Here is a 25,799-nt window from a genome sequence, read left to right on the forward strand (position 1 = left end):
ATGTCCTTTTTGATATAATTGTATCAAAAAAGAGGAATGCCTATGAGATGGTTTGTTTTTTTGATATTCGCAGTACTTTTAAATGCTTATGATGTTACTATTACCAATGTAAATTCTGATGTTGCCACGCTTGACAAATATGTAAAAAAAGGCGTAAGCGGTGTGGTTCTCTGTCCATATAACGGGAAAAACATAATATGCGCTAGAGCTGTATGCTACGGAAAAAAAGCTAAGCTTTTGGTTTATAAGGAATTAAAAAACGACGCTTTTGCACTTCCGGTTGTTTTACCTAAAAAGGGAGATAAAATACTTCTTGCCAAAGATTATGACAGAATTTTGATTATTGCCCCTAATCAGCTTGAATATTTAAAAATGAAAGAAAAATATAAAAACGCTACCGTTATCAGTTCTGATAATTTTGCGGCGTTTTTAGAAGGTATACCGAGCAGGGAGAATTTTATAAATTTTGCAAAAAAACTGAATATAGGGAGAATTATATTCGTATTGGATAAAATATACGAAGTGGACGCAAACAGCTTTTATGCCGTTAAAAAATACGGCAGTATTAATGCCAAATATAAAGAAATATTCTTTACAACATATCCTAAATTCGATATAAAAGGCAAAAATATTATCGCATATTATAAAAGTCTTATAAAGGAATGATATGATAGATGCAAAACATATTGAATTTTTAAAAAATATAGTCGGTGAAGAAGACGTCAAAATTGACAAGCCTCATTTAAGAGCGTATTCGTATGACGCCACTAAAGAGCATTATGAGCCCGATGCGGTTGTGTTTCCTGCCGATGAAGAGGAAGTGAGCAGAATTTTAAAATACTGTAACGATAATAAAATAGCTATCGTTCCAAGAGGTGCGGGAAGTGGCTTTACAGGAGGCGCTCTTCCGGTAAACGGAGGTATCGTTCTTGCTTTGGAAAAATACATGAATAAAATTTTAGAGATTGATGAGAAAGACATGGTCGCTGTTGTTCAGCCGGGTGTAATTAACGCCGACTTGCAAAAAGCAGTAGAAGAAAAAGGGCTTTTTTATCCTCCTGATCCTGCAAGTATGGACTATTCTACAATCGGAGGAAACGTGAGTGAAAATGCCGGAGGTATGAGAGCGGCTAAATACGGTCTTACAAAAGATTATGTAATGAGTCTTAAAGCGGTGCTTCCGAACGGAGATATCATAAGAGCCGGGAAAAGAACGATTAAAGACGTTGCGGGTTATAATGTGGCCGGGATATTGATCGCGAGTGAAGGAACGCTTGCGGTAATTACGGAAATCACTATGAAGCTTCTTCCCAAACCTAAACTTAAAAAAACTTATATGGGTATTTTTGAAAACGTAGAACAGGCGATGAATGCCGTATATAAATCACTTGCAGGCGGGGCAATGCCAGTAGCAATGGAATTTATGGATGCATTAGTCGTAAAAGCGCTTAGGGAAAAACTTGGAGTAAATCTGCCTGACTGGGCCGGAGCTCTGTTAGTGGGCGATGTTGACGGCAATGTTGAAGAAGAAATAAACTATCAGCTTCATATTCTTGAAAAAAGCTTCAAAGAAGAAGGGGCTAAAGAATTTAAAATAGCCGCTAACGATGAAGAAGCAAATGAAATATGGTATGCAAGAAGAAATGCGTCTCCGTCTATTACAATGTATGGAACCAAAAAAATTAATGAAGACATTTCAGTTCCTAGAAGCAAACTTCCGGATGCCTTAAACGGTATATACGCAATAGCTGAAAAATATAACGTTTTAGCTCCATGTTTCGGACATGCAGGTGACGGAAACATTCACGTAAACGTAATGGTTGACGGAAGCAAAGAAGATGAGGTAAAAAGAGGGTATGAGGCAGTCGAGGAAATATTTAAGCTGGTTGTTGACCTTGGAGGAACGCTAAGCGGAGAACACGGAATAGGTTTAAGCAAAGCGCCTTTTATGAAACTTGCTTTCAGCGATGCGGAATTGAATCTTTTCAGAAAAATAAAAAACGCATTTGATCCGAACGGAATACTTAATCCAGGTAAAATGGGACTTTAAAATATAAAATGGAGAAATGAAAGTTGAAAATTTGCACGTTTAATGTTAATTCCATAAGAAGCAGACTGGAAATTGTTCAAAATTTAATTAATGAATACGGAATTGATATATTATGCATACAGGAAATTAAAGTAGAAGAGGAAAAATTTCCTAAAATCGATAATGACTTCGAATGTGTAATACACGGACAGAAAAAATTAAACGGAGTTGCAACTTGCTCCAGGCTCCCTATAGAAAAATATCAAAAAGGTTTCGACGGAGAATTGGAAGAAGCAAGATTTTTGTATACTCTTATTGACGATATACATATTATAAACGTATATGTGCCTTTAGGGGATAATTACGGTGAAAGATTCGAATATAAAATGTATTTCTATGAAAAACTGTTTGAATTTTTAAAAAAATTTGACTTAAACAAAGATAAAGTGGTTTTATGTGGAGATATGAATGTGGCTTTTAGCGATTTGGATGTATGGGATCCGGAAATATGGGAAGGGGAGGTTACTTTTCTTCCTGAAGAAAAAGCTATGATAAATACTCTTTTAAATATGGGATTTATAGATGTTATCAGAGAATTTCATAAAAATGAAAGAGTTTATACTTTCTATGATTACAGAGGCGCCAAAGTATATAAAAATGAAGGTATGAGGCTAGATTATTTTCTGCTGAGTCCCGCCGTGGCAAAAGAAGTGTCTAATGTCGAAATACTTACACAGGTAAGAAGAAAAAGAAAACCCACTCCTTCGGACCATGTTCCGGTAATAATTGAATTGTGAGGTTGTAATGTTTAATGAAATAGTGAATTTTTTAGTACATTTTTGTAATTCCATCGGATATTTGGGAGTATATGTGTATATGCTGCTTGTAGGTACTTTTATACCTGTACCGAGTGAATTGGTACTGCTGCCTGCAGGATATCTGGCGGCTACCGGACAAAAACATCTTCTGCTTTTATGGCTGGTAGGCTCTTTAGGCTCTTTGACAGGAGCTCTTATAAACTATTTTTTAGCTAAATATCTTGTAAATAAACTTTTAAAAGATAAGCCGATTATAGAAAAAGTCAATAAATTCTGGAAAAGACACGGAAAAATTTCCGCTTTTTTGGCACCTCTTACTCCGGGACTTGGACAGTATATTTCAATTCCTGCCGGGCTTTCGCATATGCCTCTTCGCTGGTTTATACCTTTGACTTACAGTGCCAATTTAATCTGGGTAGGTTTTATGCTTATGATAGGTTATCTTTTCGGGACCGGAGAGAGCGCTCATAAAGAGGTGGTTTACGGCAGCCTTTTTTTACTCGGAGGGGTAATTGTTGTTGCAAGTATTTATGTTTTTATGGATTTGAGAAAAGATAAAAACAGCTGAATTATTTACTGATAATAACTCTGTCTTTTCCTTTTCTTTTTGCTTCATAAACCGCTTCGTCAACTCTTTCTATAAATGAGAACATGCCTTCTCCGTCATAAGTTCCGACGCCCATACTTACAGTTACCGGTTTTGATTTTATTTTTATTTTGTTTTTGATGCTTTCTCTCAGTCTTTCCGCAATCTGATAAGCTTCATAAAGCTCTGTTTCAGGAAGAATTATTACTATTTCTTCGCCTCCGTATCTGAAAGCCAGATCGGTGTTTCTTAATTCATGCATTATGTGTTTTGAGAGGTTAATTAATATTTCATCACCTTTTTGGTGGCCGTATGTATCGTTTATCTGTTTGAAATTGTCAATGTCCAGAAAAATAATTGAAAACGGTCTTTTATATCTTTCATATAGATCAATAAAATAGTTAAAATTATCAATAAAATGTCTTCTGTTGTACAGTTTAGTAAGAGGATCAATAATTTTTTCTTTTTCAAGACCTTTTTTTATCATAAAATATACGAAGAATATTATCAATAGTATCAAAAATGCGGTTGCAAGAGTAATGTAAGTCACTTTTTTAAGAAGTTTGTTTTTTTTGTATTCGGATACCTGCTCAGCATAATTTGTAAGATTATTAGCTTCACTCCAACAGTTTTCGCTGGTTATCAAAATAGATTCTTTGCTTTTTTCTTTTTTAAGTTCATCCCAGTCATGTTTTACTTTTTTTAAAAGATACAAAAAATGAGGTTTTTTAGCATCAGGTATATAATTTTGTTTAACGAACTGGTTAATAATATTAAAATCGTTTTCTATCTGTTCTTTAACGAAATCAGCTGATATGTTGTTCAGTTTGAGTTTGGCGTATCTTTGTATTGAACCTCTAATTTGGCCTAATTTATTAACTAAAAAAGCATCTTGGTAAATAGAGTTTTTTAAGGATTTAGTAAGCAGATATCCGTTAAAAAGAGTTATGGATAATATTAAAATTAATAAAACTAAAATAGGGCTTGAGGCGGTCATGCCTCTTTTTTTTAATCTGATTAACATTTTTATACCTTAAAGTCTACTACTTTCCTTTCCGTTATATATGGTTTAATAAAAGATATTACTTCTAAATGATCCGGATGATTTGCATAAATTTCTAAATCTTTTATATTTTTTACATCCGTTATTACACAGAAATCGGAAGAATTAGGGTCAAACTTAATATCCAGACCTACATTTATATTAAGAATTTCAGGTATTTTGTGTTTTAAGTTTTCTATTTTTTCCTTAAAAAGAGGCAAAGGGGCACCTTCTTTGGTTTTAAAAAGCACAACGTGTCTAATCATTCAGTCCCTTTACAAACTCAGTAATTCTTTCAATTCCGGCTTTAATTGTGTCTATATCTGTTGCAAATGAAAATCTGAAATATCCTTCGCTTCCGAAACCTATGCCAGGAACAACGGCAACACCTTTTTCTTCAAGCAGTGTTAATGCAAATGCCATTGACTCTTCCATTATTTCTTTGTGGTTAACGTAAATATAAAAAGCTCCCTGAGGTTTTGCGGCACTTAGTCCAGGGATTTTATTAAATTGTTCATATACGAAATCTCTTCTTTTTTTGAATTCTTTTCTCATCATTTCAACATCGTTATCAGCTTTTCCTAAAAGAGCTGGTATTGCCGCTTTTTGTGTTATTGAGTTAATATTTGAAGTCATTTGTGACTGGAGTTTGGTCATTGCTTTTACCAAATCTTTATTTTTTGTTGCAAGATAACCGAATCTCCATCCTGTCATTGCATGAGATTTGCTTAAGCCGTTTACCGTAATGGTTCTTTGAAGCATGTCTTCGTTTATACTGGCAGTTGCACAGAATTCGCCTTCATAAATAAGTTTTTCATACATTTCATCGCTTACGACCCATATATCTGTGTCTTTAAGCACTTCCGCAAGAGCCGAAAGCTCTTCTTTAGAATAAACTGCTCCTGTAGGATTGCTAGGAGAAGTTAAAATAAGCATTTTTGTTTTTGGTGTAATTGTATTTTTAAGCATTTCAGGGGTTATTTTGAAATTTGTCTCTTCAGTTGTATGAATTGAAACGGGAACACCGTCGTGGTATTTGACAAGTTCGGGATATGTAACCCAGTACGGTGCAGGAATTATTACTTCATCGTCTTTTTCAATAAGACAGGCCATAATATTGTATAAAGACTGTTTTGCGCCGTTGCTGACAATGATTTCGTCTGTTGAATAATCAAGCCCGTTATCTCTTTTTAATTTTATTTTTATCGCTTCTAAAAGTTCTGGAATACCGGCAACGGCAGTATATTTGGTAAATCCTTCGTTTATTGCTTTTATCGCTTCTTCTTTTATTATTTCAGGAGTGTCAAAATCTGGTTCTCCGGCACTAAAAGCAAGCACGTCCCTTCCGGATGCTTTAAGGTCTCTGGCTTTTTGGGATATGGCTATAGTCAGAGAGGGAGAGAGTTTTTCAATTCTTTTGCTAAACATTCTTAACCCTTATATTTTTACCATAATTATATAATATTTTTTTGATTTTGCCGATTTATTATAAAATTAAATAAAAGGTAATACATGAAAACACTGTTCAATACGATTAACGATTTAAAAAAAGAAATTAAAAACGAAGAGTTGCAGAAAAAACTTGATTTTTTGGAAGAAGCTTTTAGAAAACTTCGAACAAAAACGGGTTTAAAAGGACTTGTAAGAAAAAAGAAACTGCGAAAAGTTTTAAGAGATGTGGAATATGAAGAAGAACTGATAAGACTTCAAATAGAATTAATTAAACTGCAAAATTGGGTTTTCGAAAATAAAAAAAGAGTGATGATAATTTACGAAGGACGTGATGCCGCAGGAAAAGGCGGGGCCATAAAAAGATTTACCGAACATTTGAATCCTCGTAAATACAGAGTAGTGGCACTTCCTAAGCCTACAGAAGTTGAAACGGGCCAGTTTTATTTTCAGAGATATTTCAAACATCTTCCGGATCCGGGAGAGGTTGTTTTCTTCGACAGAAGCTGGTATAACAGGGCTATAGTCGAACCGGTGTTTGGGTTCTGTACGCCTGAGCAATATGAAAAATTTATGATGGAAGTACCTGAAATCGAACATGCCTTAATTGATGATGGAATGATTATGATTAAATTCTGGTTCAGCATTTCAAAAGAAACGCAGAAAAAAAGATTTGAAGAGAGAATGAAGAACCCTTTAAAACAGTGGAAGCTTTCGCCGGTGGACAAAAAAGCCCAGGAATTGTGGGATGAAATAACACATTACAAAGAGGAAATGTTTAGTAAAACGCATACGAGTTATTCGCCATGGATTATTGTTAATTCAAACGACAAAAAAACGGCGAGACTTGAAAGTATAAGATATGTTCTTTCTCAGATACCTTATGACGGTAAAAAAGACGCAAAAGTATCTCTGCATCCTGACCCTGATATAGTGCAGAGATATCATAGAAAAAATTTACAAATAGATTAAAATATGATAAAATCAATCTTAAAAAAGGCTTTTAATGTTTAAAAATCTCAGTATACGACAGAAATTACTAATAGCGGTAGGAGTGCCGTTAACATTTGTTGTGCTTTTTGCAAGCTATTTGATTTATTCCCAATATTCTAAACTTACTAGACAAAAAACATATCAGAAAATTGTTGTTTTAACTGTTAATTATATGTCTAATGCTTTGGTTGAACTTCAAAAAGAAAGGGGACTTAGTACTGCTTACATAGCAAATCATGGAAAAAAATTTGCTTTGCAGCTTAAAGAGCAAAGAAAAAAAACTGATAAAAAAATTGCTGAATTAGAACATTATATTGAAAAAATTCAGCTTAAAAAATTAGATGAAAATATATATAAAAGATATGAAGAAGCTTTTGAAAAGCTTGATAAACTGCCTATAATCCGTCAAGAAGTCGATAATTTAAAAATTAATGTGTTAAATGAAATAAAATATTATTCTGATATAGACAAAGCATTTTTGGAAACAAAAGATGAAGTTGCAAAATATTACATAAACGAAGAACTTAATGATAAAATGAATAAATATTTTAAAATATTAATACTTACAGAAAACGCTGGTAAAGAAAGAGCGTATATTGCTTATATGCTAAGTACTGGAAATTTGGATCAGACAATTTTAACCGCTTGGAACTTTACAATTGTTAATCAAAAAAATCTTTTAGAAGAACTTCCTGATTTGAATGCAAAAACCAGAATATATTCACAAAAAGTAGCGGAAATCAGAAAAGAATTTCAGGTTATACCTTTAAAACTTGCCATAGTTTCTAAAATGAAAGATTTAGCCGGATACGGCGGACTGATTCACAATTTTAAAAATTATGTTTTAAGAGGTAAAGAGAAATATGAAAAAAGATTTAACAGAGACTATAAACAGCTGTTAAAAGAAATTCAGGAGTATAAAAAATACGGAACTTCTAAAATTGAAGAAGCTGAGCTTAAAAAAATACACGATGTATTTACACAATATTACAACGGATTGCCTGAAGTTGTAAAAGCATATAAAGAGGGAATGAGTATAAAACAGCTTGATAAAATCGTAAAAGTAAATGATTCTCCGGCTATTAACGCATTTAAAACTCTTAGTAATGGGAAACATATAAATATTATAAGTGTTGCAGATTGGATAAAAATTTCTACCCAAAGAATAAATGCATTTAAGAAAATTGCAGATAATATTGGTCAGCAACTTTTAAAAAACATAGATGAAGTTATTTCTAAAACTTACGTTTTCATTATTACTATCAGTGTATTGACATTATTGCTGGTAATTCTCATTTTATATATTGGTGTATCTATTTCTAAAAATCTTGTTGAATCTGTTGAAAAGCTTAAAAATGGACTTTTGGAATTCTTTAAATTTTTAAACAGAGAAACGAATGAAGCAAAAAAAATAGATATAGAATCAAATGATGAACTAGGTGTAATGGCTAAAAACATCAATGAAAATATATCTAAAATAGAAGAAAATTTAATGCAGGACGCTAATATGATTAGCGGTCTGGTAAGAGAAGTTGAAAAGATGAAAAGAGGAGTTTTAGAAGGCAGAATTACAGAAAAAGCTGCAAATCCTGAACTTGAAAGAGTGAGAGTGTTATTTAATGAAATGCAGGATGCTTTGGAAAAAATAATTGGTATTGATGTTAATAAAACAGTTGTTGTACTTGACAGTGCGATGAATAAAGATTTTACTAAAAGAATACAAAATGCAATAGGAAAAGTAGAAATTGCCGTTAACAGTGTTATTGATACAATAGTGGATATTTTAAAAATAAATAAAGACAATGGAGAAATTCTGACGCTTAAATCTTCAGAATTAAAAGAAAAAATGGATTACTTAAAAGAAGTTGCTAAAAACTCATCAGAAGAACTTTCTCATCTGTCAGCGGTAATGCAAAATTTAAATAATGAAATTATTGATATTTCAAATCAGACAAGAACAGTTGTTGATCAGTCTCAGGATATTAAAAATGTTGTAAATGTTATTCAGGAAATAGCTGATCAGACAAACCTTCTTGCACTTAATGCCGCAATAGAAGCTGCAAGAGCAGGGGAACATGGTAGAGGATTTGCTGTTGTAGCCGATGAAGTAAGAAAGCTTGCTGAAAAAACACAAAAATCTTTAAGCGAGATTGATGCTAATATTAATATTCTTACCCAGTCTATTACAAGTATAGGTGATGCTATAATTAAACAGACTGATGAAATTTCTTCTGCTACTGCAAAAATTGAAGAAGTAAATCAAAAAACCCATGAAATGGAAGGTCTTGTTTCGGAAGTTGACAATGTGGCTGATGAAGTAAAAGAAATGGCCGATACAATGCTTAAAAACGTAGAACGAAATAAGTTCTAACGTTTTTATTTATATTTTAACGCTTCAAGGTAATCTCTGTATTTTTTCTCTATTTCTTCATCTTTTTCTATAATGTCTTTATCGTTATTTGTAATCGCTTCTTCAAGCACCTTAATTCTGTCCATTAAGTATTCAAAAAGCTCTTTTTCTATATCGGGAAGTTTATTATGCGCAAGAGGCGAATAATCCTGTCTTTTTATTATTTTACCAGGAATTCCTACAACGGTTGAATAAGGGGGTACATCTTTTACTACAACGGAGTTAGCACCTATTTTGCTGCCTTTTCCTATAGTTATATCTCCGAGTATTTTTGCGCCTGCTCCTATTGTTACGTCATCTTCTATGGTAGGGTGTCTTTTGCCGGGACTAAGACTTACACCTCCTAATGTAACACCCTGATAAATCGTTACGTTGTTGCCGATAATGGCGGTTTCTCCTATTACAACGCCGATTCCGTGGTCTATAAATACATTTTCTCCTATATTTGCTCCGGGATGTATATCCATATTTGTCAAAAACTGATTTATTGACATAATAAAGCGGGCAAATCTTTTAAAGCCCTTTTTATATATTTTGTTGGCAATTCTGTAATTTACAAGAGCCCATACTCCCGGATATGCGTATAAAAGTTCTACTTTGTTTTTAAAAGCCGGGTCTCTGTTTTTGACGGCTTCAAAATCCTTTTTAATCAATGTCCATATACTCACTGATCACCTTTTTTATCCTGAAATTGATCTCATCTACCGGTTTTGAAGCATCCAGCAGCAGATATGGAATTTCCAGTCTGTTGCAGGCTTCTACCATGTTGTCCTGAATATTTAACAGATATTCAATTCCTCTTTTCTCAATATTGTCGTGATTTTTTTGAGAAAGTCTGAACGACAATGTTTCTTTATCTAATTTTAAAATTATAACAAGCTCCGGAAATATTCCGTCTGTAGCGAATTTATTAAGGTTTACTAGCATATTAAAATCAAAAAACTCCATTGCATATGCAATACCGCTTATTACGCTTCTGTCGCTTATAATTTTTTTATTTAAATTAGGTTTAATTACCGTCTCTAACGTTTCTGCCCTGTCTGCCAGGAATAAAAACAGTTCCGTTTTTTTAGATATGTTGTCGTTAAAAATTATATTTCTTATTTTTTCACCGAATTTTGTAAACCCGGGTTCTTTAATAAAAATGATGTTTTTTTCATATTCTTGTTTTAACAGTTCTATCTGCGTAGATTTACCGGCAGTGTCGATTCCTTCTATAGCTATATACATTATAAATCCTTAATAATTTCTTTAGGTATGAGATGGGATATGTCACCGTTATATTTTAAAATACTTCTCACAACGCTGGAAGATATAAAAGCGTTTTCAAGATTAGGCATAAGATATATAGTGTCAATTTCAGTGTCTAGACTTTTGTTGGCATAACCCATTTGCAGTTCATATTCAAAGTCGCTTACCGCCCTTAAGCCTCTTATAATTATTTTACACTCTTTTTCTTTTGCAAAATCTACCAGCAGGGAATTAAAACTGTCTACTTCTATTTTAGGCATATCGGCAGTCGCTTTTTTCATAAGTTCCACTCTTTTTTCAAGAGAGTACATTGTGTTTTTGTCTTTATTGTCCGCAACGGCGACTATAATTTTATCAAACATTTTACAGGCTCTTTTTATAATATCCAAATGACCGTTTGTCACGGGGTCAAATGTGCCCGGATAAATCGCTTTTGTATACACTATTTCCACCTTTTGAATAAATTATTTTCGATTCCGGCAAGGTCAAACCATTTGCCTATCATAAACATTTCAATATCTTCTATTGATTTCGGATTATTATAATAAGCCAGTACAGGCGGTGCAATTATAACATTTTGAAAACGAGAGAGTTTTAGCATGTGTTCGAGATAAATCTCACTAAAAGGCATTTCCCTCGGTGCGATAATCAGCTTTTTTTTCTCTTTAATAGCCACTTGGGCGCTTCTGGTAATTAAATTATCGGTTATGCCTAAAGCTATTTTTGCAAGAGTGTTCATACTGCAGGGCACGACAAACGTAATGTCTATTCCGAAGCTGCCGCTTGCCGGAGCAGCGGCAATATCATTGTCTAAAAAAATATTTTCTTCTTTTTCAAATACGGTTTTTGCATTTTCGCTGAGGACTAAAAACCTTTCATGTTCGGAAGGGATCAGATTATATAATTTAAGTCCTAAATTTACACCGCTTGCTCCGCTAATACATACTAATATTTTCATGTATGGCCTTGTTTATTTTATTATCACGTTTCCGTTTTTATCGACTGTTCCTTCATATATTTTACCATTAATTTTTACTTTTTCCGGCTCTCCCGCGTTTGCATCATGCAAAGCGGTTCCTTTTGCGTAAATTTCAATATTTTTATCTTCAAACAATACACTTACCGATTGTCCCGCAAGGACGGTAGGTCTTATTTTTGTATTGGATTTGTTTATTACCGAATTTTTGGAAATAATTTTAGATGCGACTAAATCAGATGTGATTTTGGTAAGGGGCTGTGAATAAAAGTTTCTGAATTTTATTGTTTTTTGTTCAACGTTTGGAAGAATAGGCTGATTGACTCTTATTACATTCACTGCTACATACACTTTTATAAAAGCTTTTATGTTGTAAAAATAATATTTTCCGTCAATAATTACGGTAGAAGAGGGCAGTTTATAGTTTGCCAGTCTGAAACTGATTTTTTTATAATGTTTAGGCAGAGGTTTGTTAAAATTAACAGATATTATTTCAATAGAAGGGTAATGGTTTTTGTAAAACTTTATAATTTCTTCTTTAACAGAAGCAAAAAGAAAAAAAGGAATAAATAAAAATAAAAGTTTTTTCATTTTTAATTTCCATTATGTAAGTGCATTTTGTAATACTTCTTCAATTCTTTTAACAGGAATTATTTCCAGTCCTTCTTTAACTTCTTCCGGAATGTCGTCAAGGTCTCTTTGATAATTTTTTTCAGGTATAAGAACTTTTTTTATTTTAGCTTTATATGCGGCTATAAGTTTTTCTTTAAGCCCGCCTATTGGAAGCACGTCTCCGGTCAGGGTTATTTCGCCCGTCATTGCTACGTCTGCTTTTACTTTTCTGTTTGTAAACAAACTTGCAATTGCGGTAGTCATTGTAATACCCGCACTTGGGCCGTCTTTCGGAATGGCGCCTTCAGGCACGTGGATATGGATATTGTATTTTGAATATATCGGATCTTTTGAGCGTTCTGCGACTTTTAATTTTTTATTGTCTATCAAAACTTTAATAAGGGTATAGGCGATATGAGCCGATTCTTTCATAACGTCACCGAGCTGACCTGTTAAAATAACCTGGCCTCTGCCTCTGTATTTAACGGCTTCAACCCTTAAAACATCTCCTCCCACAGGAGTCCACGCAAGGCCGTTTACCACGCCCACTTTGTCTTTTTTATCGACGCTGTCGATACCGTAATAGCCTTTTTCTAAAAATTCTTCAAGATTTTTAATGCTTATTCTGACTTTTTTCTCACCCTGAATGATTTTTAAGGCGGCTTTTCTCATTATTTTTGCAATTACGCGTCTTAAGTTTCTGACTCCTGCTTCTTTGGTGTATTTGTCAATTATTTCCACAAGCGCTTTGTCTGTTATTGTTACTTCGCTTTTTTTAAGAGAATGTTTTTTAAGCTCCTGAGGAATCAGATATCTTTTTGCAATTTCGAATTTTTCCTGAGGAGTGTAGCTTCCTACGAAAATCATTTCCATTCTGTCTTTAAGAGGCCCGGGAATTGTACTTGGATCGTTTGCGGTGGCGATAAACAGCACTTTGCTTAAATCCAGATCAAAATTCAGATAAAGGTCTCTAAACGCGCTGTTTTGTTCTGGGTCTAAAATTTCAAGCAGCACGGCGGTAGGGTCTCCTCTGTATCTTGCGACTTTGTCTATTTCATCTAAAACCATTACGGGATTCATCTGTTTAGCGTTAATCAGTCCCTGAGCGATTCTTCCCGGCATTGCGCCTATATATGTTCTTCTGTGGCCTCTGAGTTCGTTGACGTCTTCAAGTCCTCCTAAAGCAATTCTTACAAGCTCTCTGTCGAGGGATTTTGCTATTGAATTTGCCAGTGAGGTTTTACCGACTCCCGGAGGACCAACAAAACATAAAATCGCACCGTTAAAGTCGTTGTCTCTTAATTTAGCAAGTTCTTTTGCCGCAAAATATTCGACTATTCTTTCTTTAGGTTTTTTAAGGCCGTAATGGTCGGTGTCCAGTCTGTTTTTGAGCTCTTCTATACTGAATTCTTCTTTTGCGTATTTTCCGAAAGGAATTTCAAGAGTCCACTCTATATAGTTTTGAGTGGTGGTAGCCTCAGCGCTTTCCGGGTGCATTCTGCTTAGACGGTCAATCTGTTTTTTGATTTCTTTGTATGCGTTTTGAGGCATATAAGGCTTAAGCTCTTCAAGCTTTTCATAATATTCTTTTATTTCTTCTTCAAGCTCGTTTGTAATTCCGAGCTCCTGCTGAATTAGTTTAAGCTGCTGTTTTAGCAGATGCTCTCTGTTGGCTTCCTGGACCTGTTCCATTACTTTTTTGGATAGTTCGTTTTTAAGCTTTATAGATTCAATTTCTTCAAGAATAAAATGAATTAATTTTACAAGTCTTTCGTGTGTATCCGTTTCTTTAAAGAGCTCATACCCTTTTTCTACCGGCAGTTTTAAAGAGCTGGCGATTATATCGATAATTCTGTCCGCATCGCTGTTGTTGTCTATTATTTTGATAAAGTCTTTAGGGAAAAAAGGACTTAAGTCGCTTAATGTTATTATATGTTCTTTAAGCGTTTCGAGCAGGGCGCCTATCTCTTTTTTACTTGCGTCGGTATGCGCTTCGACTTTGTCTATCAAAGCCATTGTAGGGTTTTTGTCAGTAATTTCAAGTATTTTTCCTCTGACAAGACCCTGGAAAAGGATTTTGACTCTGCCTTCAGGCAGTGTAACCTTTCTTATAATAGTACCTATCGTTCCGTATGTTCCGATATCGTCATTTATCGAAACGAAAAGTAAAGAATGATCGTTTATAGCTTTTTGAGCGGCAATAATATCGTTTTTGTCTTCTAAAAATATAGGAATAATCATAAAAGGATATATTAATTCTTTTTCTTTTAAAACGGGTATTATACTAGGCAGCTTTGCGTAATTTTCTAATGTCAATTTTTCTCCTTACCAATAAAATAGTTTTTTGTACCATGGAATAACCGGCGGTTTTGAATCTTTAGGAATTTTTACTTTATAAAGTTCTGAAGCTTTAGGTTTGTCAAGTTTTTTATATAGTTTACTTATTTTATCATCTAAATATTTATTTGTCAATTCGGCTTTTGCCAAAACAGTAGATACTTCCGGCGCAAAACTTGAATCGGGATAGTTTAAAAGGTAATTATTGCACATAGTGATAATATTCAGTAATTTTTCCTGGTTTGTGTATGCGTTCGTATAGCTTAAATAATTTAGTTTTATTTTCTGATATTCTATCCAAGGAATTTCTTTAGGAGAAGCATAACGTTTTTCATATTCGTTTATGTAAAACTTTGCAAGGTCGTATTCTTTGTTTGCAAGGTGTGCTAAATACAGGTTAAGCAGATCCGTTTTTATATAAATGGAAGCCGGGTGTTCGGCTTCTAATGAAATAAAGTCTTCATCGGCCTGGTCTAAGTTTGAATTTTGTATATCTTTATAAATTTTGTAATGCCAGCTAAGCGCTGTAAGATTTTGAGAATGGGTTACGTTTTTTGTAGAACATCCTAAAAATAAAAAAGGGAGTATCAAAAGGGCTGTTTTTTTAGTCATTTAATTTCCTTAATTCTTCTTCGATTTTTTGAAGTTTTTCTTTAAATTCGTTTAATTCGTTTCTGTTTTTTTCTACAACCTCTTGAGGAGCGCGTTCTACAAAGTTTTTATTTGCAAGTTTTTTCTCAAGTTTTTCTATTTCTTTATTCAGTTTTTCTTTTTGTTTGGTGAGTCTTTCAATCAGAGGCGTAATGTCCACTTCCTCTTTGCTGACCATAGTTTCGAGATTGTCGCTTATATCTCTTATGGCGTTTGGAATTTGAGAATTTACAAATTCAACTTCGTTTACACGTGCAAGCTTTTTAATGTATTCTTTTGCAAGTTCCGGAAGGTCGGCTAATACATATGCTTTTTTGATCTCTTTCGCACCCGTAAGGGCTTTGATTCTTCTGAGGCTTACGATTGCTTCGATAATCATATCGAAATCAGCCGGTTTTTCAATTTCTTTAACCTGAGGGAAATCTTTTAACATAATAGAATTGTTTTCAATATCTGTTAGTGAAAGCTCCTGATATAAAAACTCTGTAATAAACGGCATAAACGGATGAAGAAGTTTCATTGCCTCTTTATAGATGCTTCCAAGCTCTGTAATTGACTCTTTGCTTACTTTGCTAAGCTCGATTCCCCAGTCGCAGAAATCCTGCCATAAGAATCTGTAAAGCGTCATGGCCGCGTCGTTAAATCTGTATTCGTCAAGCTCGCGTCTAACCTGTTTTGTGGCTTCATTTAGTTTGTAAAGCATCCATTTTCCAAGGTCTGTTTTAATCTCGGTATTATCCAGATCTTCAAATTTATCCCTGTGCATTTTTAAAAATCTTGCAGCGTTGTATAATTTGTTTGTAAAGTTTCTGCTCTCAATCAGTTTTGCTTCGCTGAGTTTAATATCTCTTCCCTGGACCGCAAGAATAGCCAGAGTAAATCTAAGCGCGTCTGCTGAGTATTTTTCAATCATTTCAAGAGGGTCTATTACGTTTCCTTTAGATTTAGACATTTTCTGTCCGTGTTCGTCCCTGACGAGAGCATGCAGGTATACGTCTCTAAACGGCACGTCTTTTAGGAAATGCGTACCCATCATCATCATTCTGGCAACCCAGAAGAAAAGAATGTCAAACCCGGTAATTAAAAGGTTGTTTGGATAAAATCTCTCAAGGTCTTCAGGCATCCATTTTTCGCCTTTACCCCATTCGCCGTTTTCCCATCCGAGTGTTGAGAATGGCCAGAGTGCCGAGCTGAACCAAGTATCGAGTACGTCAGGGTCCTGATGAAAATTTTTGCTTTTACATTTCGGACATTCTGTCGGTTCTTCAACGCTTGCCCACTCATGTCCGCATTCGTCGCAGTAATATACAGGAATCTGGTGCCCCCACCAAAGCTGTCTGCTTATACACCAGTCTCTGAGCTCCCTCATCCATGCGTCGTAGTTGTTTTTCCACTGTTTCGGATGAAACTTCACATCGCCTCTGTTTGCCGCTTCAATCGCAGGGATCGCTACTTCTTTTTTCAAAAACCACTGAGTTGAAACATACGGTTCAATTACACTTTTACATCTGTAGCAGTGTCCGACCTGGTGTGTGTGCTCTTCGATTTTTTCAATAAATCCTTCACTTTCAAGTTTTTTAATTATATCTTCTCTGGCTTCTATTCTGTCGCGTCCTTTGAATTCAAGGGCATGTTCGTTTAAGATACCTTTTTCATCAAATACTTTGATTATTTCAAGGTTGTGTCTGAGTCCTACTTCGTAGTCGTTCGGGTCATGTGCGGGAGTAACTTTTACACATCCTGTCCCGAATTCCATATCTACGTATTCATCCGCAATAATAGGAATTTCCCTGTTTACAAGCGGTAGGATTACTTTTTTGCCTATTAAATGTTTGTATCTTTCGTCTTCCGGATTTACCATAACAGCCGTGTCACCGAAATACGTCTCCGGTCTTGTAGTGGCAACCACTACAAATTCGTCACTGTCTTTAATAGGGTATTTTATATGTACAAGCTGGCCTTTGTGTGTTTCGTATTCCACTTCTATGTCACTGAGCGCCCCGTCTTTAGGACACCAGTTAACCATATAGTTGCCTTTTACGATAAGGCCTTCTTCATACAGTTTTTTAAACGCTACCCTTACGGCTCTTTGAAGACCTTCATCCATTGTAAAACGTTCTCTGCTCCATGCAGGAGAAGCTCCGAGGTGTCTTAATTGCTTGGTGATTGTTCCGCCGCTATACTCTTTCCATTTCCAGACTCTTTTTAAAAACTCCTCACGTCCGATTTCTTCTTTTGTAATCCCTTCTGCAAGAAGCTGTTTTTCTACAACATTTTGTGTAGCAATTCCCGCATGGTCGGTACCGGGCTGCCATAAAGTGGCATATCCGTCCATTCTTTTGTATCTGACCATAATATCCTGCAGTGTAAATGTCAGGGCATGTCCGATATGCAGGCTTCCTGTTACGTTAGGAGGGGGCATTACGATGCAGAAATTTTTCTTTTTAGAATAATCTACCTTAAAAAAACCTTTATTTTCCCATAAATTATAAAAATTCTGTTCAATATCGTGAGGATTATATTCTCTCATTAATAAATCCTTTTTTCGTGCAATTATACTATAAATAGTTTAGATGTTAAGATTTAAGGCGTTTAAAGTAAATAATAAAAATTTTTTTTGTGATATAATTAGGAATATCAATTGCTTGATTCATTTAAAAAAGGAAAAAAATGAAGTTTGAAGTTGTTTTACCGGTACTCGGATTCGAAAATATAAAAGAATTCGAATTAGAAAAAATAGATGATAATTTTTATACACTTAAAAACGATAATATCGCATTTACGTTAATAAATCCGTTTTTAGTCAGAAAAGACTATGATTTTGAAATAAGCGAAAAAGAACAGAAAATATTAGAACTTGACGAAAACAGCAAATTTCTTGTTTTGAATATAATGATAGTGAATAAACCGTTTTTAGAATCAACCGTTAATTTTGCCGCTCCTTTGATTTTTAACCTTGATAAAAATAAAATGGGACAGATTATTCTTGAAAAATACGGATACGGACTGACCGAACCTTTAAAAAACTTTATAAAGAGCGAAGAATGATATATATACTCGGATACGGTTCAATGGCCAGGGCTATTGCTTCCGGCTTAAAAGGGGAAATGGAATTTGCCGTTGTCGGAAGAGATACGAAAAAGCTTAAGAAATTTGCTGAAGAATTCGGATGCGCTTTTTATGAACTTGACGGTTTTGATATCACAGGCAAAACGGTTTTGCTTACCGTTAAACCTTACGCGCTTCAGGAAGTATCTATGAGGCTAAAAGGAGAGGCGGATGTACTTATATCTATACTTGCAGGCAAAAGTCTTCTGGATCTGCAAAGGATTAAAGCAAAAGCCTATATAAGAGCTATGCCTAATGTCGCTGCAAAATATAAAGCTTCAACTACCGCTTTGACAGGAGATTCCGAAGCAAAAGAACTTGCTATAGAAATATTTTCCAAAATAGGCACTGTTGTATGGATGGAAAATGACGATGAGATAGATATGGCTACTGCAATTATCGGAAGCGGACCGGCTTATCTTGCAATAATTGCGGAAGCGTTTAGTGACGGAGGTGTTTATATAGGGCTTAAAAGAGATAAAGCTGCGGAGCTGACAAAAGGACTGTTTAAAAGTTTTGCTTCAATTGAGGATAATTTTGCCGAAATTAAAGACTCCGTAATGTCTCCTAAAGGAACAACGGCTGAAGGTATATATACTCTTGAAAACGAAGGCGTAAGAGGGAAAATAATAAAGGCAGTAAAAAACACTTATGAAAAATCTAAAAATATCTAAAGGGTTTACTCTTTTTGAGGTATTAGTATCGATTATTATTTTGGGAATAGTAATGACTACATTCCCTTTTATTTTTCAGACAATGACCGGAGCAAATAAACAGGTAATGAAAGAAGAGGTGTTTTTTCAGGAATTTACCGTACTTTCATTAATAAACGCAAGATATTTTGACGAAAACAATACCGTCGGCGATAATTTTTATAAAGATTTGAACGCCACAGGCGGAGACAGCGAGCTTTTAAATAATCATTCCTCATTATACGCAGGAAAAACAAGCAGAGTAGCAAAGGCTGAATTCAATAACAATATTTTAAGAAGCGGCACAAATTATACTACTTCCGCTATAGGTCTTGATCCCGGAGAAAACGCTAGCGATCTTTCCACTTATGACGATGTTGACGATTTTAACGGATATCATGAAAATTTTTTGAATTACGTTATAAACGTTAATGTCAAATATATAAGCGATAATGCGGATTATTCGGCCCAGGATATGAATTTCAGTTTTAATTATTCTGCGCCTGCAAGCAATACGAACATAAAACTTATTACGGTATGGTGTAAAGTAGGGGATACAAATATTACGTTAAGATATCCGACTTCAAACATCGGTGCGAGCAAATTTTTATCTTTAGAGGAAATAAGCAGATGAGAAAATCATTTACCTTAATGGAATTAATTATTGTTATAGTTATATTAGGTATTTTAGGGACTATATCTATAGAAATACTGCAAAACACCTTTCAAAGCTATATAAAAACCAAAGAGCTGAACAAGCTGGCTTTAAAAACGGATATGACTCTTAACATCATAGCTTCAAAACTTGAAAACAGAATCAAAAACAGTGTAATAGCCGTAGAATGTAATGCGACGACCAATCAGTGTATTACGAACGGTAATAAAAATTTTATAGCCATTAGCAGTCTTACACCTGCTAATAGTTATAAATATCCGGTAATAGAATGGCTTTATACTTCCCTGTATTCAAAAAGAGGAATGTGGAATCCGGCTAAAAAATACGTGCAGCCGGGATGGAGCGGTTTTGTCGATTTAAAAGATACGAAAACCGGAAACGGAGATGAATACAACATAACCACTCCGGACAGCAATTTTACGGTAGTTCAGCAGATTGACCAGGCATGGATTAACGACTGGGGTGTTCCTAATTCCGGCAATGTATTTAATGACAGGTTTGACGTGCTGGTATTCAGCGGCAGCGACGGAAGAGGGGATTTTGATGATATAAACAATTCATACGGTTATTACGGACATAGTGCCACGAGGGTGTTTGATATTAACGCGACATCCGATACTAAACTTGCTTTAAGGGCGATTACTGAATCTAACTCGACAACGGTATATGAAGGTTATTATATCGTTAGGGGAGCAATGGCCATAGTTCCTGTTTATAATGCGGCTACACATGATTATAATCTGACTCTAAGATTTAATTATTTCCCTTGGAATTCGGAAATGTATATGGATGGAAACAGCACTCTTTTGGCTACACACGTAACGCAGTTTAAATTTAAAGAAGAGGGAGGGGTTCTCAGACTGTATTTATGTATAACCTCTCCTAGTGCCAAACTGACTGATTACAATCTTACATTATGTAAAGAAAAGGTGGTATTTTGAGAAAATCGTTCAGTATGATTATTACGATAGTTTTTATTGTTGTTATGTCTATAATAGGAGTAATGATTCTTAAATTCAGTTCAGCTTCAAATGTACATGTATCAAGAAGTTTTATGGATACAAGAGCAAATTTAATGCTCAAAAGCGCCACGGAATACGCAATACTTGCTTTGCAGGGGCATGAAATAAATTCAACAAACAAGTGCCTGAATAAAATACATATGAGTGATAATCTATTTGATATAAACGTCACATATCATTATTTTATAGACGGTAACTGTTCTTCGGTAATATGGAGCGGGTGTAAATGCAGTGAAATCAAAACGGCGGATACAAACGGCAGCGTACTGGTTTATGTAACCGTTGCTTCTAAAAATCCAAATTTTCACATAAGAAAAGTTCGTTTTACTCTTCAAAATCCTTAATATATAGGTTATAATTTAAATAACAAACGGTTAGTTTGTTATTTAATTAGAAAGGAGTACCATGAACGTAACAATAGTTGGTAGGAATGTAGAGCTTACTGAAGCTATGAAAGACCATATTTCAAAAGTAGTAAGCGAAGTAGAAAAATATAATTTAGGAATTTTACATTCAATTGTAACAATTGAAAAAGATAAAAGAGATTTCTTTACAGTGGAAATAATTATGAATATTCCTGATAAAGGTACGGCAGTAGTACATTATAAAGATAAAGATATGTATGCCGCACTTGACAAAGCGAAAGACAAACTTGAAAAACTTCTAAGAAGATATCACGATAAAATCACCGATTATCGTAAAAAAGACAGAATCGAAGAGCTGATTGTCGAAGACGAGCAGGATGAAATCGTAGAAATGCCTTTAGATATTGAAAAACCTCTTACAATTGACGAAGCAAAAGAAGAATTTAAAAACTCAGGTTTATATTTTATGGTATTTAAAGATACTGAAGGAGAAAAAAGAGTTATTTATAGAAGAAAAGACGGAAAATTAGGATTATATTGATTTTTTTGTTAAAATTCCGTCAAAAAAAAGGAGAATAAATGAAAAGAACTTATCAACCAAGTAAAATCAGAAGAAAAAGAACTCACGGGTTCAGAGCCAGACTTAAGACTAAAAACGGAAGAAAAGTATTAGCTAGAAGAAGAGCTAAAGGTAGAAAAAGATTAGCGGTTTAAATAAAAAAGAAATAAAAGATGTGTTGAAAAAAGGGAAGAGATTTTATAGCGATAATTTTTTATTGTATTATCTTCCCTCCGACACTTTAAAAGTGTCGCCTATAGTTTCTAAAAAAATTTCCAAAAAAGCGGTAATCAGAAATAAAATAAAAAGAAGAATCAGATACATTGCCTATAATTTGTTAAGCAATGGCGGATTTGCAATAGTTGCCAAAAAAGACATATCGGAATATGATTTTGAAAAACTTTATGAAGAGTTTAAAAAACTTGCCACTAAAATTAATTAGTTTTTATCAATTGTTTATCAGTCCCTTGCTGGGCAATAATTGCAGATATTATCCTAGCTGTTCAGAATATGCAAAAATTGAATTAGAAAACGATACTTTTTTAAGGGCTGTTTTTAAATCAACTGTACGCTTTTTAACGTGTAACCAGTTATTTAAAGGCGGTATAGATTTCCCTGTTGTTAAAAGAAAAATAAAAACAACCTTTTTTATTAAAAAGCCTAAATTAAAATACTGGCTTGTACCTACTAATAAAAAAGATCAATATATAGTAATAAAGGTCGAATATGGAGAATAACGGACAATTAAAAAGAATATTAATTGCTACAGTCATATCTTTTGCGTTTTTTGTTGCATATGATTATTTCGTGTTAACACCGAATCAGAAAGCTGCAGCGCAGATAGAACAGAATAAAACTCAAAAAACTGTCACAAACACTAAAACAAACTCAAACGAAACAATTAAAACACAAATTAAAAAACAGCAAAACATAAAAACGGTTGCTACAATAACTTCTAAAAATTTTGAAATCAAAATAGACGCTTTAGGTAGAATAAGCAGTTTTAAACTTAAACAAAATAAATTTAACACAAAAAACGGTAAACATTTACAGCTTGTTAACTCTAAACTGCCTAAACCTCTTGAAATCAGATTTGAAAATCAGCAGCTTAACAAACTGGCTTTCACAGTACCTGTAAAAGCCGATAAAAGCAGTATTGTTTTAAATAACAAACCTCAGGCATTGACAATTACGCAAAACTTAAAAACATTACAGCTCACAAAAATAATTACATTTTATCCAGACGGGCATTATGATGTAAAAATTAAACTTTCCAAACCGGCTATATATTATGTTACTCCGGGATACAGACCGAATGTTGCGGTAGACAAACTTACTATTCACGGTCTGGTTGTTAAGAAAAGCGACGGCACCCTTACAATTGTAAAGGACGGAGACGCAGAAACTGAAACTATAGATAACGCCGTTGTAACTGCAGAGTTCGACAGATACTATACAACACTTCTGTTTTCAAAAAAACCTTACAGCGTTGTAATTCAGCCTGATAATGAACAAAATCCTGTTGCCTTTATCAAAGCTGACGACAACAGAGATTTTATAGGTTATATCGGACCTAAATTCGTAGATACTTTAAAAGCTATAAATCCTCAGCTTGTAGATGTAGTTCAGTACGGAGTAGGTACATTCTTTGCAAAAAATCTGTTTTTCGTATTGGATTTCTTTTATAAAATAGTCGGAAACTGGGGTATTGCAATTATATTACTCGTTATTTTGGTAAGACTTGTTCTGTTCCCTCTAACATATAAGGGAATGGTAAGCATGTATAAACTTAAAGAGCTTGCTCCTAAAATGAAAGAAATACAGCAGAAATACAAAAAAGACCCTCAAAAACTTCAGCAGCATATGATGAAGCTTTATAAAGAACACGGTGCAAATCCTCTTGGAGGATGTTTGCCGCTAGTTCTTCAAATACCTGTATTTTACGGTATTTACAAGCTTTTATTATATGCAATTGAATTAAAAGGCGCTTCATTTTTATGGATTCACGATTTAAGCGCTATGGATCCGTATTTTATTTTACCTGTGTTAATGGGTGTGAGTATGTATATTCATCAAAGACTTACTCCTACAAATTTCCAAGATCCAATGCAGGAAAAAATATTTAAGTTCTTACCGCTTATTTTTACATTTATGATGGCTACATTCCCTGCAGGGCTGGTATTATACTGGACAACAAATAACATATTGTCAATAGCTCAGCAGTGGTTAATTAACAGAATTATGGCTTCAAAGGCTAAAAAATGAAAGTAGAGGCAAAAACTCTTGAAGACGCCTATTACGAAGCTGCTAAAAAACTAAACTGTTCAGTTACAGATTTAGAGGTAAAAATAATCCAGTATCCTAGCCGCGGCCTTTTCGGCCTTTTTTCAAAGACCGCCATTATAGAAGTTGAAGAAAACATCCAAAGAGATATTGATAATGTTATTCCTGAAATACAGGAACATTTAAAATACCTTTTTTCTAAGTCCTGTTTTAATCTTGACACGTTTGAAGTAAGTAAATACGATGAAGAAACCGTATATATTAAAATCGACGGGGAAGACGCAGCGTTACTTATAGGAAAAGAAGGATACAGATACAATGCGCTGAATTTTATGCTTTACAGCTGGATAAATCAAAAATACGGATTTAAAGTTAGACTTGAAATTGCCGAATTTTTAAAAACCCAGGAAGAAATGTTAAGAAGCTTTTTGGTGCCTTTTATTGAAAGGGTTAAAGAAAGAGGCTATGGCAAAACAAAACCATTTGACGGAATACTTGCTTTTATCGCACTTGAAATATTAAGAGAAGAATTTCCTGACAGATATGTTGCTATAAAAGAAAGAAACGGTGAAAAATTTGTTGTTATAGGTGAAAAACATGGAAACGATAGCGGCAATAGCCACGCCTAACGGCGTCGGCGCCATTTCAATAGTCAGACTTTCCGGAGACAATGCTCTAGATATTGCAAAAAAACTTACAAAAAAAAATCTTCAGCCAAGAATCGCAACACTTTCAAAATTGTATGACAATAATAATGACCTTATCGATATAGGGCTTGTTATATATTTTAAAGCCCCTAATTCTTTTACCGGAGAGGATATAGTAGAGTTTCAATGTCATGGAGGAGTTGTTGTCAGCAGGCTGGTGCTTGAAACGCTGTTTAATTACGGTGCCAGACCGGCAATGCCGGGCGAATTTACTAAAAGGGCTTTTTTAAACGGTAAAATAGACGCTTCACAGGCTGAGGCGATTGCTAAACTTATAGAAACAAGGTCGCGAGAGGGAGCAAAACTTTTATCAAGGCAGCTTGACGGTGACCTTGCTAAATTTGTTAATGAAGTCAGAGAAAAACTTGTAGAAATAATGGCTTATACAGAAGTCTTTATCGATTATGCCGAAGAAGATCTGCCTGAAACTTTAGGATATGAAATAGAACAGAGACTTGATACCATAAAAAAACTGCTTAACCATACGTTAGAAGCCAGCAAACGAAGAGAAGGAATGCTTAGCGGCTACAAGGTTGCTATCATAGGTAAGCCCAATGTTGGTAAAAGCTCTATTTTAAATGCTCTTTTAAATAAGCAAAGGGCAATTGTAAGCGACATTGCAGGCACGACAAGAGACACGATAGAAGAAGATATCCAAATAGGGTCACATTTAATCAGAATTATTGATACGGCCGGAATAAGAGCCGCTAAAGACGAAATAGAAAAGATAGGCGTGCAAAGGAGCAAAGAAGCAATAAAAGAAGCTGATATAGTTCTGGCTGTATTTGACGCCGGAGAATTTGATTCAGAAGATGAAGAAATTCTAAATTTAATAAAAAACAGCAATAAAGACGTAATTGTAATAATTAATAAAATTGATAAAGGCATCAGTTTCGATACTGATATATTCGGCTCTCTTCCGAGTGTTAAAATATCTGCAAAAGAAGATATATCTCCTTTAATTGCGAAACTAAAAGAGCTTCTTGACAATTACAGCGGAGAGGATGAACATATTCTTATTTCGGCAAGACAGATATCAGCTGTAGAAAAGGCCGTTAAATCCATAGAAGAATCTAATGAATTTTTAAAAACCGGAGAGCTCGAACTTTTCAGTTATCATATACAGGATGCTATTAAAGCTATAAGCGAAATTACAAAACCTTTCGAATATGACGAGATGCTTGATAAAATGTTCGGAAGCTTTTGCGTAGGAAAATAAACAAAGGAGCGATA

29 protein-coding genes are annotated in these 25,799 nt (G+C 34.4%); 18 read left to right on the forward strand and 11 right to left on the reverse strand.

Translation table 11 applies throughout. The features are described from left to right. Window positions 1-42: 42 nt before the first annotated feature. Genes C3L23_RS04205 through C3L23_RS04220 form a run of 4 tightly spaced genes read left to right on the forward strand, consistent with a single transcriptional unit; the run spans window position 43 to window position 3,415 of the window. Window positions 43-666, forward strand: coding sequence for a plasminogen-binding N-terminal domain-containing protein (locus tag C3L23_RS04205; RefSeq protein WP_168175704.1), 624 nt, complete (start codon window positions 43-45; stop codon window positions 664-666). Window position 667: 1 nt separating this feature from the next. Next, window positions 668-2,050: an FAD-binding oxidoreductase gene (locus tag C3L23_RS04210; protein ID WP_127680155.1), complete on the forward strand. Its 1,383-nt coding sequence runs from the start codon at window positions 668-670 to the stop codon at window positions 2,048-2,050. A gap of 23 nt (window positions 2,051-2,073) precedes the next feature. Further along, a complete protein-coding gene (gene xth, locus C3L23_RS04215) occupies window positions 2,074-2,826 on the forward strand; it encodes an exodeoxyribonuclease III (RefSeq protein ID WP_127680157.1) in 753 nt (250 codons plus the stop codon). Then, complete coding sequence (locus tag C3L23_RS04220) at window positions 2,816-3,415, forward strand: DedA family protein (protein ID WP_246831103.1); 600 nt, start codon at window positions 2,816-2,818, stop codon at window positions 3,413-3,415. Before xth ends, C3L23_RS04220 begins: the two co-directional genes overlap by 11 nt. Window position 3,416: 1 nt before the next feature. On the opposite strand, the gene C3L23_RS04225 is transcribed toward C3L23_RS04220, so the two are convergent. Genes C3L23_RS04225 through C3L23_RS04235 form a run of 3 tightly spaced genes read right to left on the reverse strand, consistent with a single transcriptional unit; the run spans window position 3,417 to window position 5,903 of the window. Then, window positions 3,417-4,457 carry a GGDEF domain-containing protein gene (locus C3L23_RS04225; protein ID WP_127680161.1) on the reverse strand — a complete coding sequence of 347 codons (1,041 nt, stop codon included), beginning with the start codon at window positions 4,455-4,457 and terminating at the stop codon, window positions 3,417-3,419. Between the two features lie 2 nt (window positions 4,458-4,459). Continuing rightward, window positions 4,460-4,741, reverse strand: a complete 282-nt coding sequence (locus tag C3L23_RS04230) for a Dabb family protein (protein ID WP_127680163.1) — start codon at window positions 4,739-4,741, stop codon at window positions 4,460-4,462. Then, window positions 4,734-5,903 carry a pyridoxal phosphate-dependent aminotransferase gene (locus tag C3L23_RS04235; protein ID WP_127680165.1) on the reverse strand — a complete coding sequence of 390 codons (1,170 nt, stop codon included), beginning with the start codon at window positions 5,901-5,903 and terminating at the stop codon, window positions 4,734-4,736. Before C3L23_RS04235 ends, C3L23_RS04230 begins: the two co-directional genes overlap by 8 nt. An 84-nt stretch (window positions 5,904-5,987) precedes the next feature. Between C3L23_RS04235 and ppk2 the strand changes: the two genes are divergently transcribed. Together ppk2 and C3L23_RS04245 are read left to right on the forward strand one after the other, a co-directional pair. Next, entirely contained in the window at window positions 5,988-6,896 is a 909-nt protein-coding gene (gene ppk2, locus C3L23_RS04240; RefSeq protein ID WP_127680167.1) for a polyphosphate kinase 2, read from the forward strand. A gap of 34 nt (window positions 6,897-6,930) precedes the next feature. After that, a complete protein-coding gene (locus tag C3L23_RS04245; protein WP_127680169.1) occupies window positions 6,931-9,288 on the forward strand; it encodes a methyl-accepting chemotaxis protein in 2,358 nt (785 codons plus the stop codon). 5 nt (window positions 9,289-9,293) lie between these two features. Here the strand turns inward: C3L23_RS04245 and cysE are convergent, their stop codons facing one another. The 8 genes from cysE to C3L23_RS04285 are packed head-to-tail and all read right to left on the reverse strand — an operon-like array spanning window position 9,294 to window position 17,684. Next, complete coding sequence (gene cysE / locus C3L23_RS04250; RefSeq protein ID WP_127680171.1) at window positions 9,294-9,995, reverse strand: serine O-acetyltransferase; 702 nt, start codon at window positions 9,993-9,995, stop codon at window positions 9,294-9,296. Next, complete coding sequence (tmk, locus tag C3L23_RS04255) at window positions 9,973-10,557, reverse strand: dTMP kinase (protein WP_127680173.1); 585 nt, start codon at window positions 10,555-10,557, stop codon at window positions 9,973-9,975. The genes cysE and tmk overlap by 23 nt, the downstream gene beginning before the upstream one ends. After that, entirely contained in the window at window positions 10,557-11,021 is a 465-nt protein-coding gene (gene coaD, locus C3L23_RS04260; protein ID WP_127680175.1) for a pantetheine-phosphate adenylyltransferase, read from the reverse strand. The genes tmk and coaD overlap by 1 nt, the downstream gene beginning before the upstream one ends. Beyond that, the gene (locus tag C3L23_RS04265; RefSeq protein WP_127680177.1) at window positions 11,021-11,536 is read right to left on the reverse strand and encodes a UbiX family flavin prenyltransferase; all 516 of its coding nucleotides are present in this window, start codon (window positions 11,534-11,536) and stop codon (window positions 11,021-11,023) included. Before C3L23_RS04265 ends, coaD begins: the two co-directional genes overlap by 1 nt. A 12-nt stretch (window positions 11,537-11,548) precedes the next feature. Continuing rightward, window positions 11,549-12,145: a flagellar basal body P-ring formation chaperone FlgA gene (gene flgA, locus C3L23_RS04270; protein ID WP_127680179.1), complete on the reverse strand. Its 597-nt coding sequence runs from the start codon at window positions 12,143-12,145 to the stop codon at window positions 11,549-11,551. Between the two features lie 12 nt (window positions 12,146-12,157). Next, window positions 12,158-14,482 carry an endopeptidase La gene (lon, locus tag C3L23_RS04275; RefSeq protein WP_127680181.1) on the reverse strand — a complete coding sequence of 775 codons (2,325 nt, stop codon included), beginning with the start codon at window positions 14,480-14,482 and terminating at the stop codon, window positions 12,158-12,160. A gap of 9 nt (window positions 14,483-14,491) precedes the next feature. After that, complete coding sequence (gene bamD, locus C3L23_RS04280) at window positions 14,492-15,115, reverse strand: outer membrane protein assembly factor BamD (RefSeq protein WP_127680183.1); 624 nt, start codon at window positions 15,113-15,115, stop codon at window positions 14,492-14,494. Beyond that, entirely contained in the window at window positions 15,108-17,684 is a 2,577-nt protein-coding gene (locus tag C3L23_RS04285; protein ID WP_127680185.1) for a valine--tRNA ligase, read from the reverse strand. Before C3L23_RS04285 ends, bamD begins: the two co-directional genes overlap by 8 nt. A gap of 140 nt (window positions 17,685-17,824) precedes the next feature. On the opposite strand from C3L23_RS04285, the gene fliW reads away from it, so the two are divergent. The 12 genes from fliW (at window position 17,825) to mnmE (ending at window position 25,785) form a co-directional block, all read left to right on the forward strand. After that, a complete protein-coding gene (gene fliW, locus C3L23_RS04290; RefSeq protein ID WP_127680187.1) occupies window positions 17,825-18,202 on the forward strand; it encodes a flagellar assembly protein FliW in 378 nt (125 codons plus the stop codon). Beyond that, window positions 18,199-18,936: a pyrroline-5-carboxylate reductase gene (locus C3L23_RS04295; protein WP_127680189.1), complete on the forward strand. Its 738-nt coding sequence runs from the start codon at window positions 18,199-18,201 to the stop codon at window positions 18,934-18,936. Before fliW ends, C3L23_RS04295 begins: the two co-directional genes overlap by 4 nt. Beyond that, window positions 18,914-19,588 (forward strand): prepilin-type N-terminal cleavage/methylation domain-containing protein, encoded by a 675-nt coding sequence (locus tag C3L23_RS04300; RefSeq protein WP_127680191.1) that lies wholly within the window; start codon window positions 18,914-18,916, stop codon window positions 19,586-19,588. The genes C3L23_RS04295 and C3L23_RS04300 overlap by 23 nt, the downstream gene beginning before the upstream one ends. Then, window positions 19,585-20,571 carry a prepilin-type N-terminal cleavage/methylation domain-containing protein gene (locus C3L23_RS04305; protein ID WP_127680193.1) on the forward strand — a complete coding sequence of 329 codons (987 nt, stop codon included), beginning with the start codon at window positions 19,585-19,587 and terminating at the stop codon, window positions 20,569-20,571. Before C3L23_RS04300 ends, C3L23_RS04305 begins: the two co-directional genes overlap by 4 nt. Further along, complete coding sequence (locus tag C3L23_RS04310) at window positions 20,568-20,996, forward strand: hypothetical protein (RefSeq protein WP_127680195.1); 429 nt, start codon at window positions 20,568-20,570, stop codon at window positions 20,994-20,996. The genes C3L23_RS04305 and C3L23_RS04310 overlap by 4 nt, the downstream gene beginning before the upstream one ends. Window positions 20,997-21,057: 61 nt before the next feature. Beyond that, complete coding sequence (hpf, locus tag C3L23_RS04315; RefSeq protein WP_127680197.1) at window positions 21,058-21,558, forward strand: ribosome hibernation-promoting factor, HPF/YfiA family; 501 nt, start codon at window positions 21,058-21,060, stop codon at window positions 21,556-21,558. Between the two features lie 38 nt (window positions 21,559-21,596). Further along, on the forward strand, window positions 21,597-21,731 hold the full coding sequence (gene rpmH, locus C3L23_RS04320; protein ID WP_015901741.1) for a 50S ribosomal protein L34: 135 nt from the start codon (window positions 21,597-21,599) through the stop codon (window positions 21,729-21,731). Window positions 21,732-21,751: 20 nt separating this feature from the next. Further along, window positions 21,752-22,018 (forward strand): ribonuclease P protein component, encoded by a 267-nt coding sequence (gene rnpA / locus C3L23_RS04325; RefSeq protein ID WP_246831104.1) that lies wholly within the window; start codon window positions 21,752-21,754, stop codon window positions 22,016-22,018. Then, window positions 21,981-22,313, forward strand: coding sequence for a membrane protein insertion efficiency factor YidD (yidD, locus tag C3L23_RS04330; protein ID WP_246831105.1), 333 nt, complete (start codon window positions 21,981-21,983; stop codon window positions 22,311-22,313). Before rnpA ends, yidD begins: the two co-directional genes overlap by 38 nt. Continuing rightward, window positions 22,303-23,841: a membrane protein insertase YidC gene (gene yidC / locus C3L23_RS04335; protein WP_127680201.1), complete on the forward strand. Its 1,539-nt coding sequence runs from the start codon at window positions 22,303-22,305 to the stop codon at window positions 23,839-23,841. The genes yidD and yidC overlap by 11 nt, the downstream gene beginning before the upstream one ends. Continuing rightward, window positions 23,838-24,488, forward strand: a complete 651-nt coding sequence (locus C3L23_RS04340; RefSeq protein ID WP_127680203.1) for a Jag N-terminal domain-containing protein — start codon at window positions 23,838-23,840, stop codon at window positions 24,486-24,488. Before yidC ends, C3L23_RS04340 begins: the two co-directional genes overlap by 4 nt. Next, window positions 24,448-25,785: a tRNA uridine-5-carboxymethylaminomethyl(34) synthesis GTPase MnmE gene (gene mnmE, locus C3L23_RS04345; protein ID WP_371264358.1), complete on the forward strand. Its 1,338-nt coding sequence runs from the start codon at window positions 24,448-24,450 to the stop codon at window positions 25,783-25,785. Before C3L23_RS04340 ends, mnmE begins: the two co-directional genes overlap by 41 nt. The last annotated feature ends 14 nt before the right edge of the window (window positions 25,786-25,799 follow it).

Origin of the sequence: Nautilia sp. PV-1, from assembly GCF_004006315.1 — a bacterium.
Lineage (GTDB): Bacteria > Campylobacterota > Campylobacteria > Campylobacterales > Nautiliaceae > Nautilia > Nautilia profundicola_A.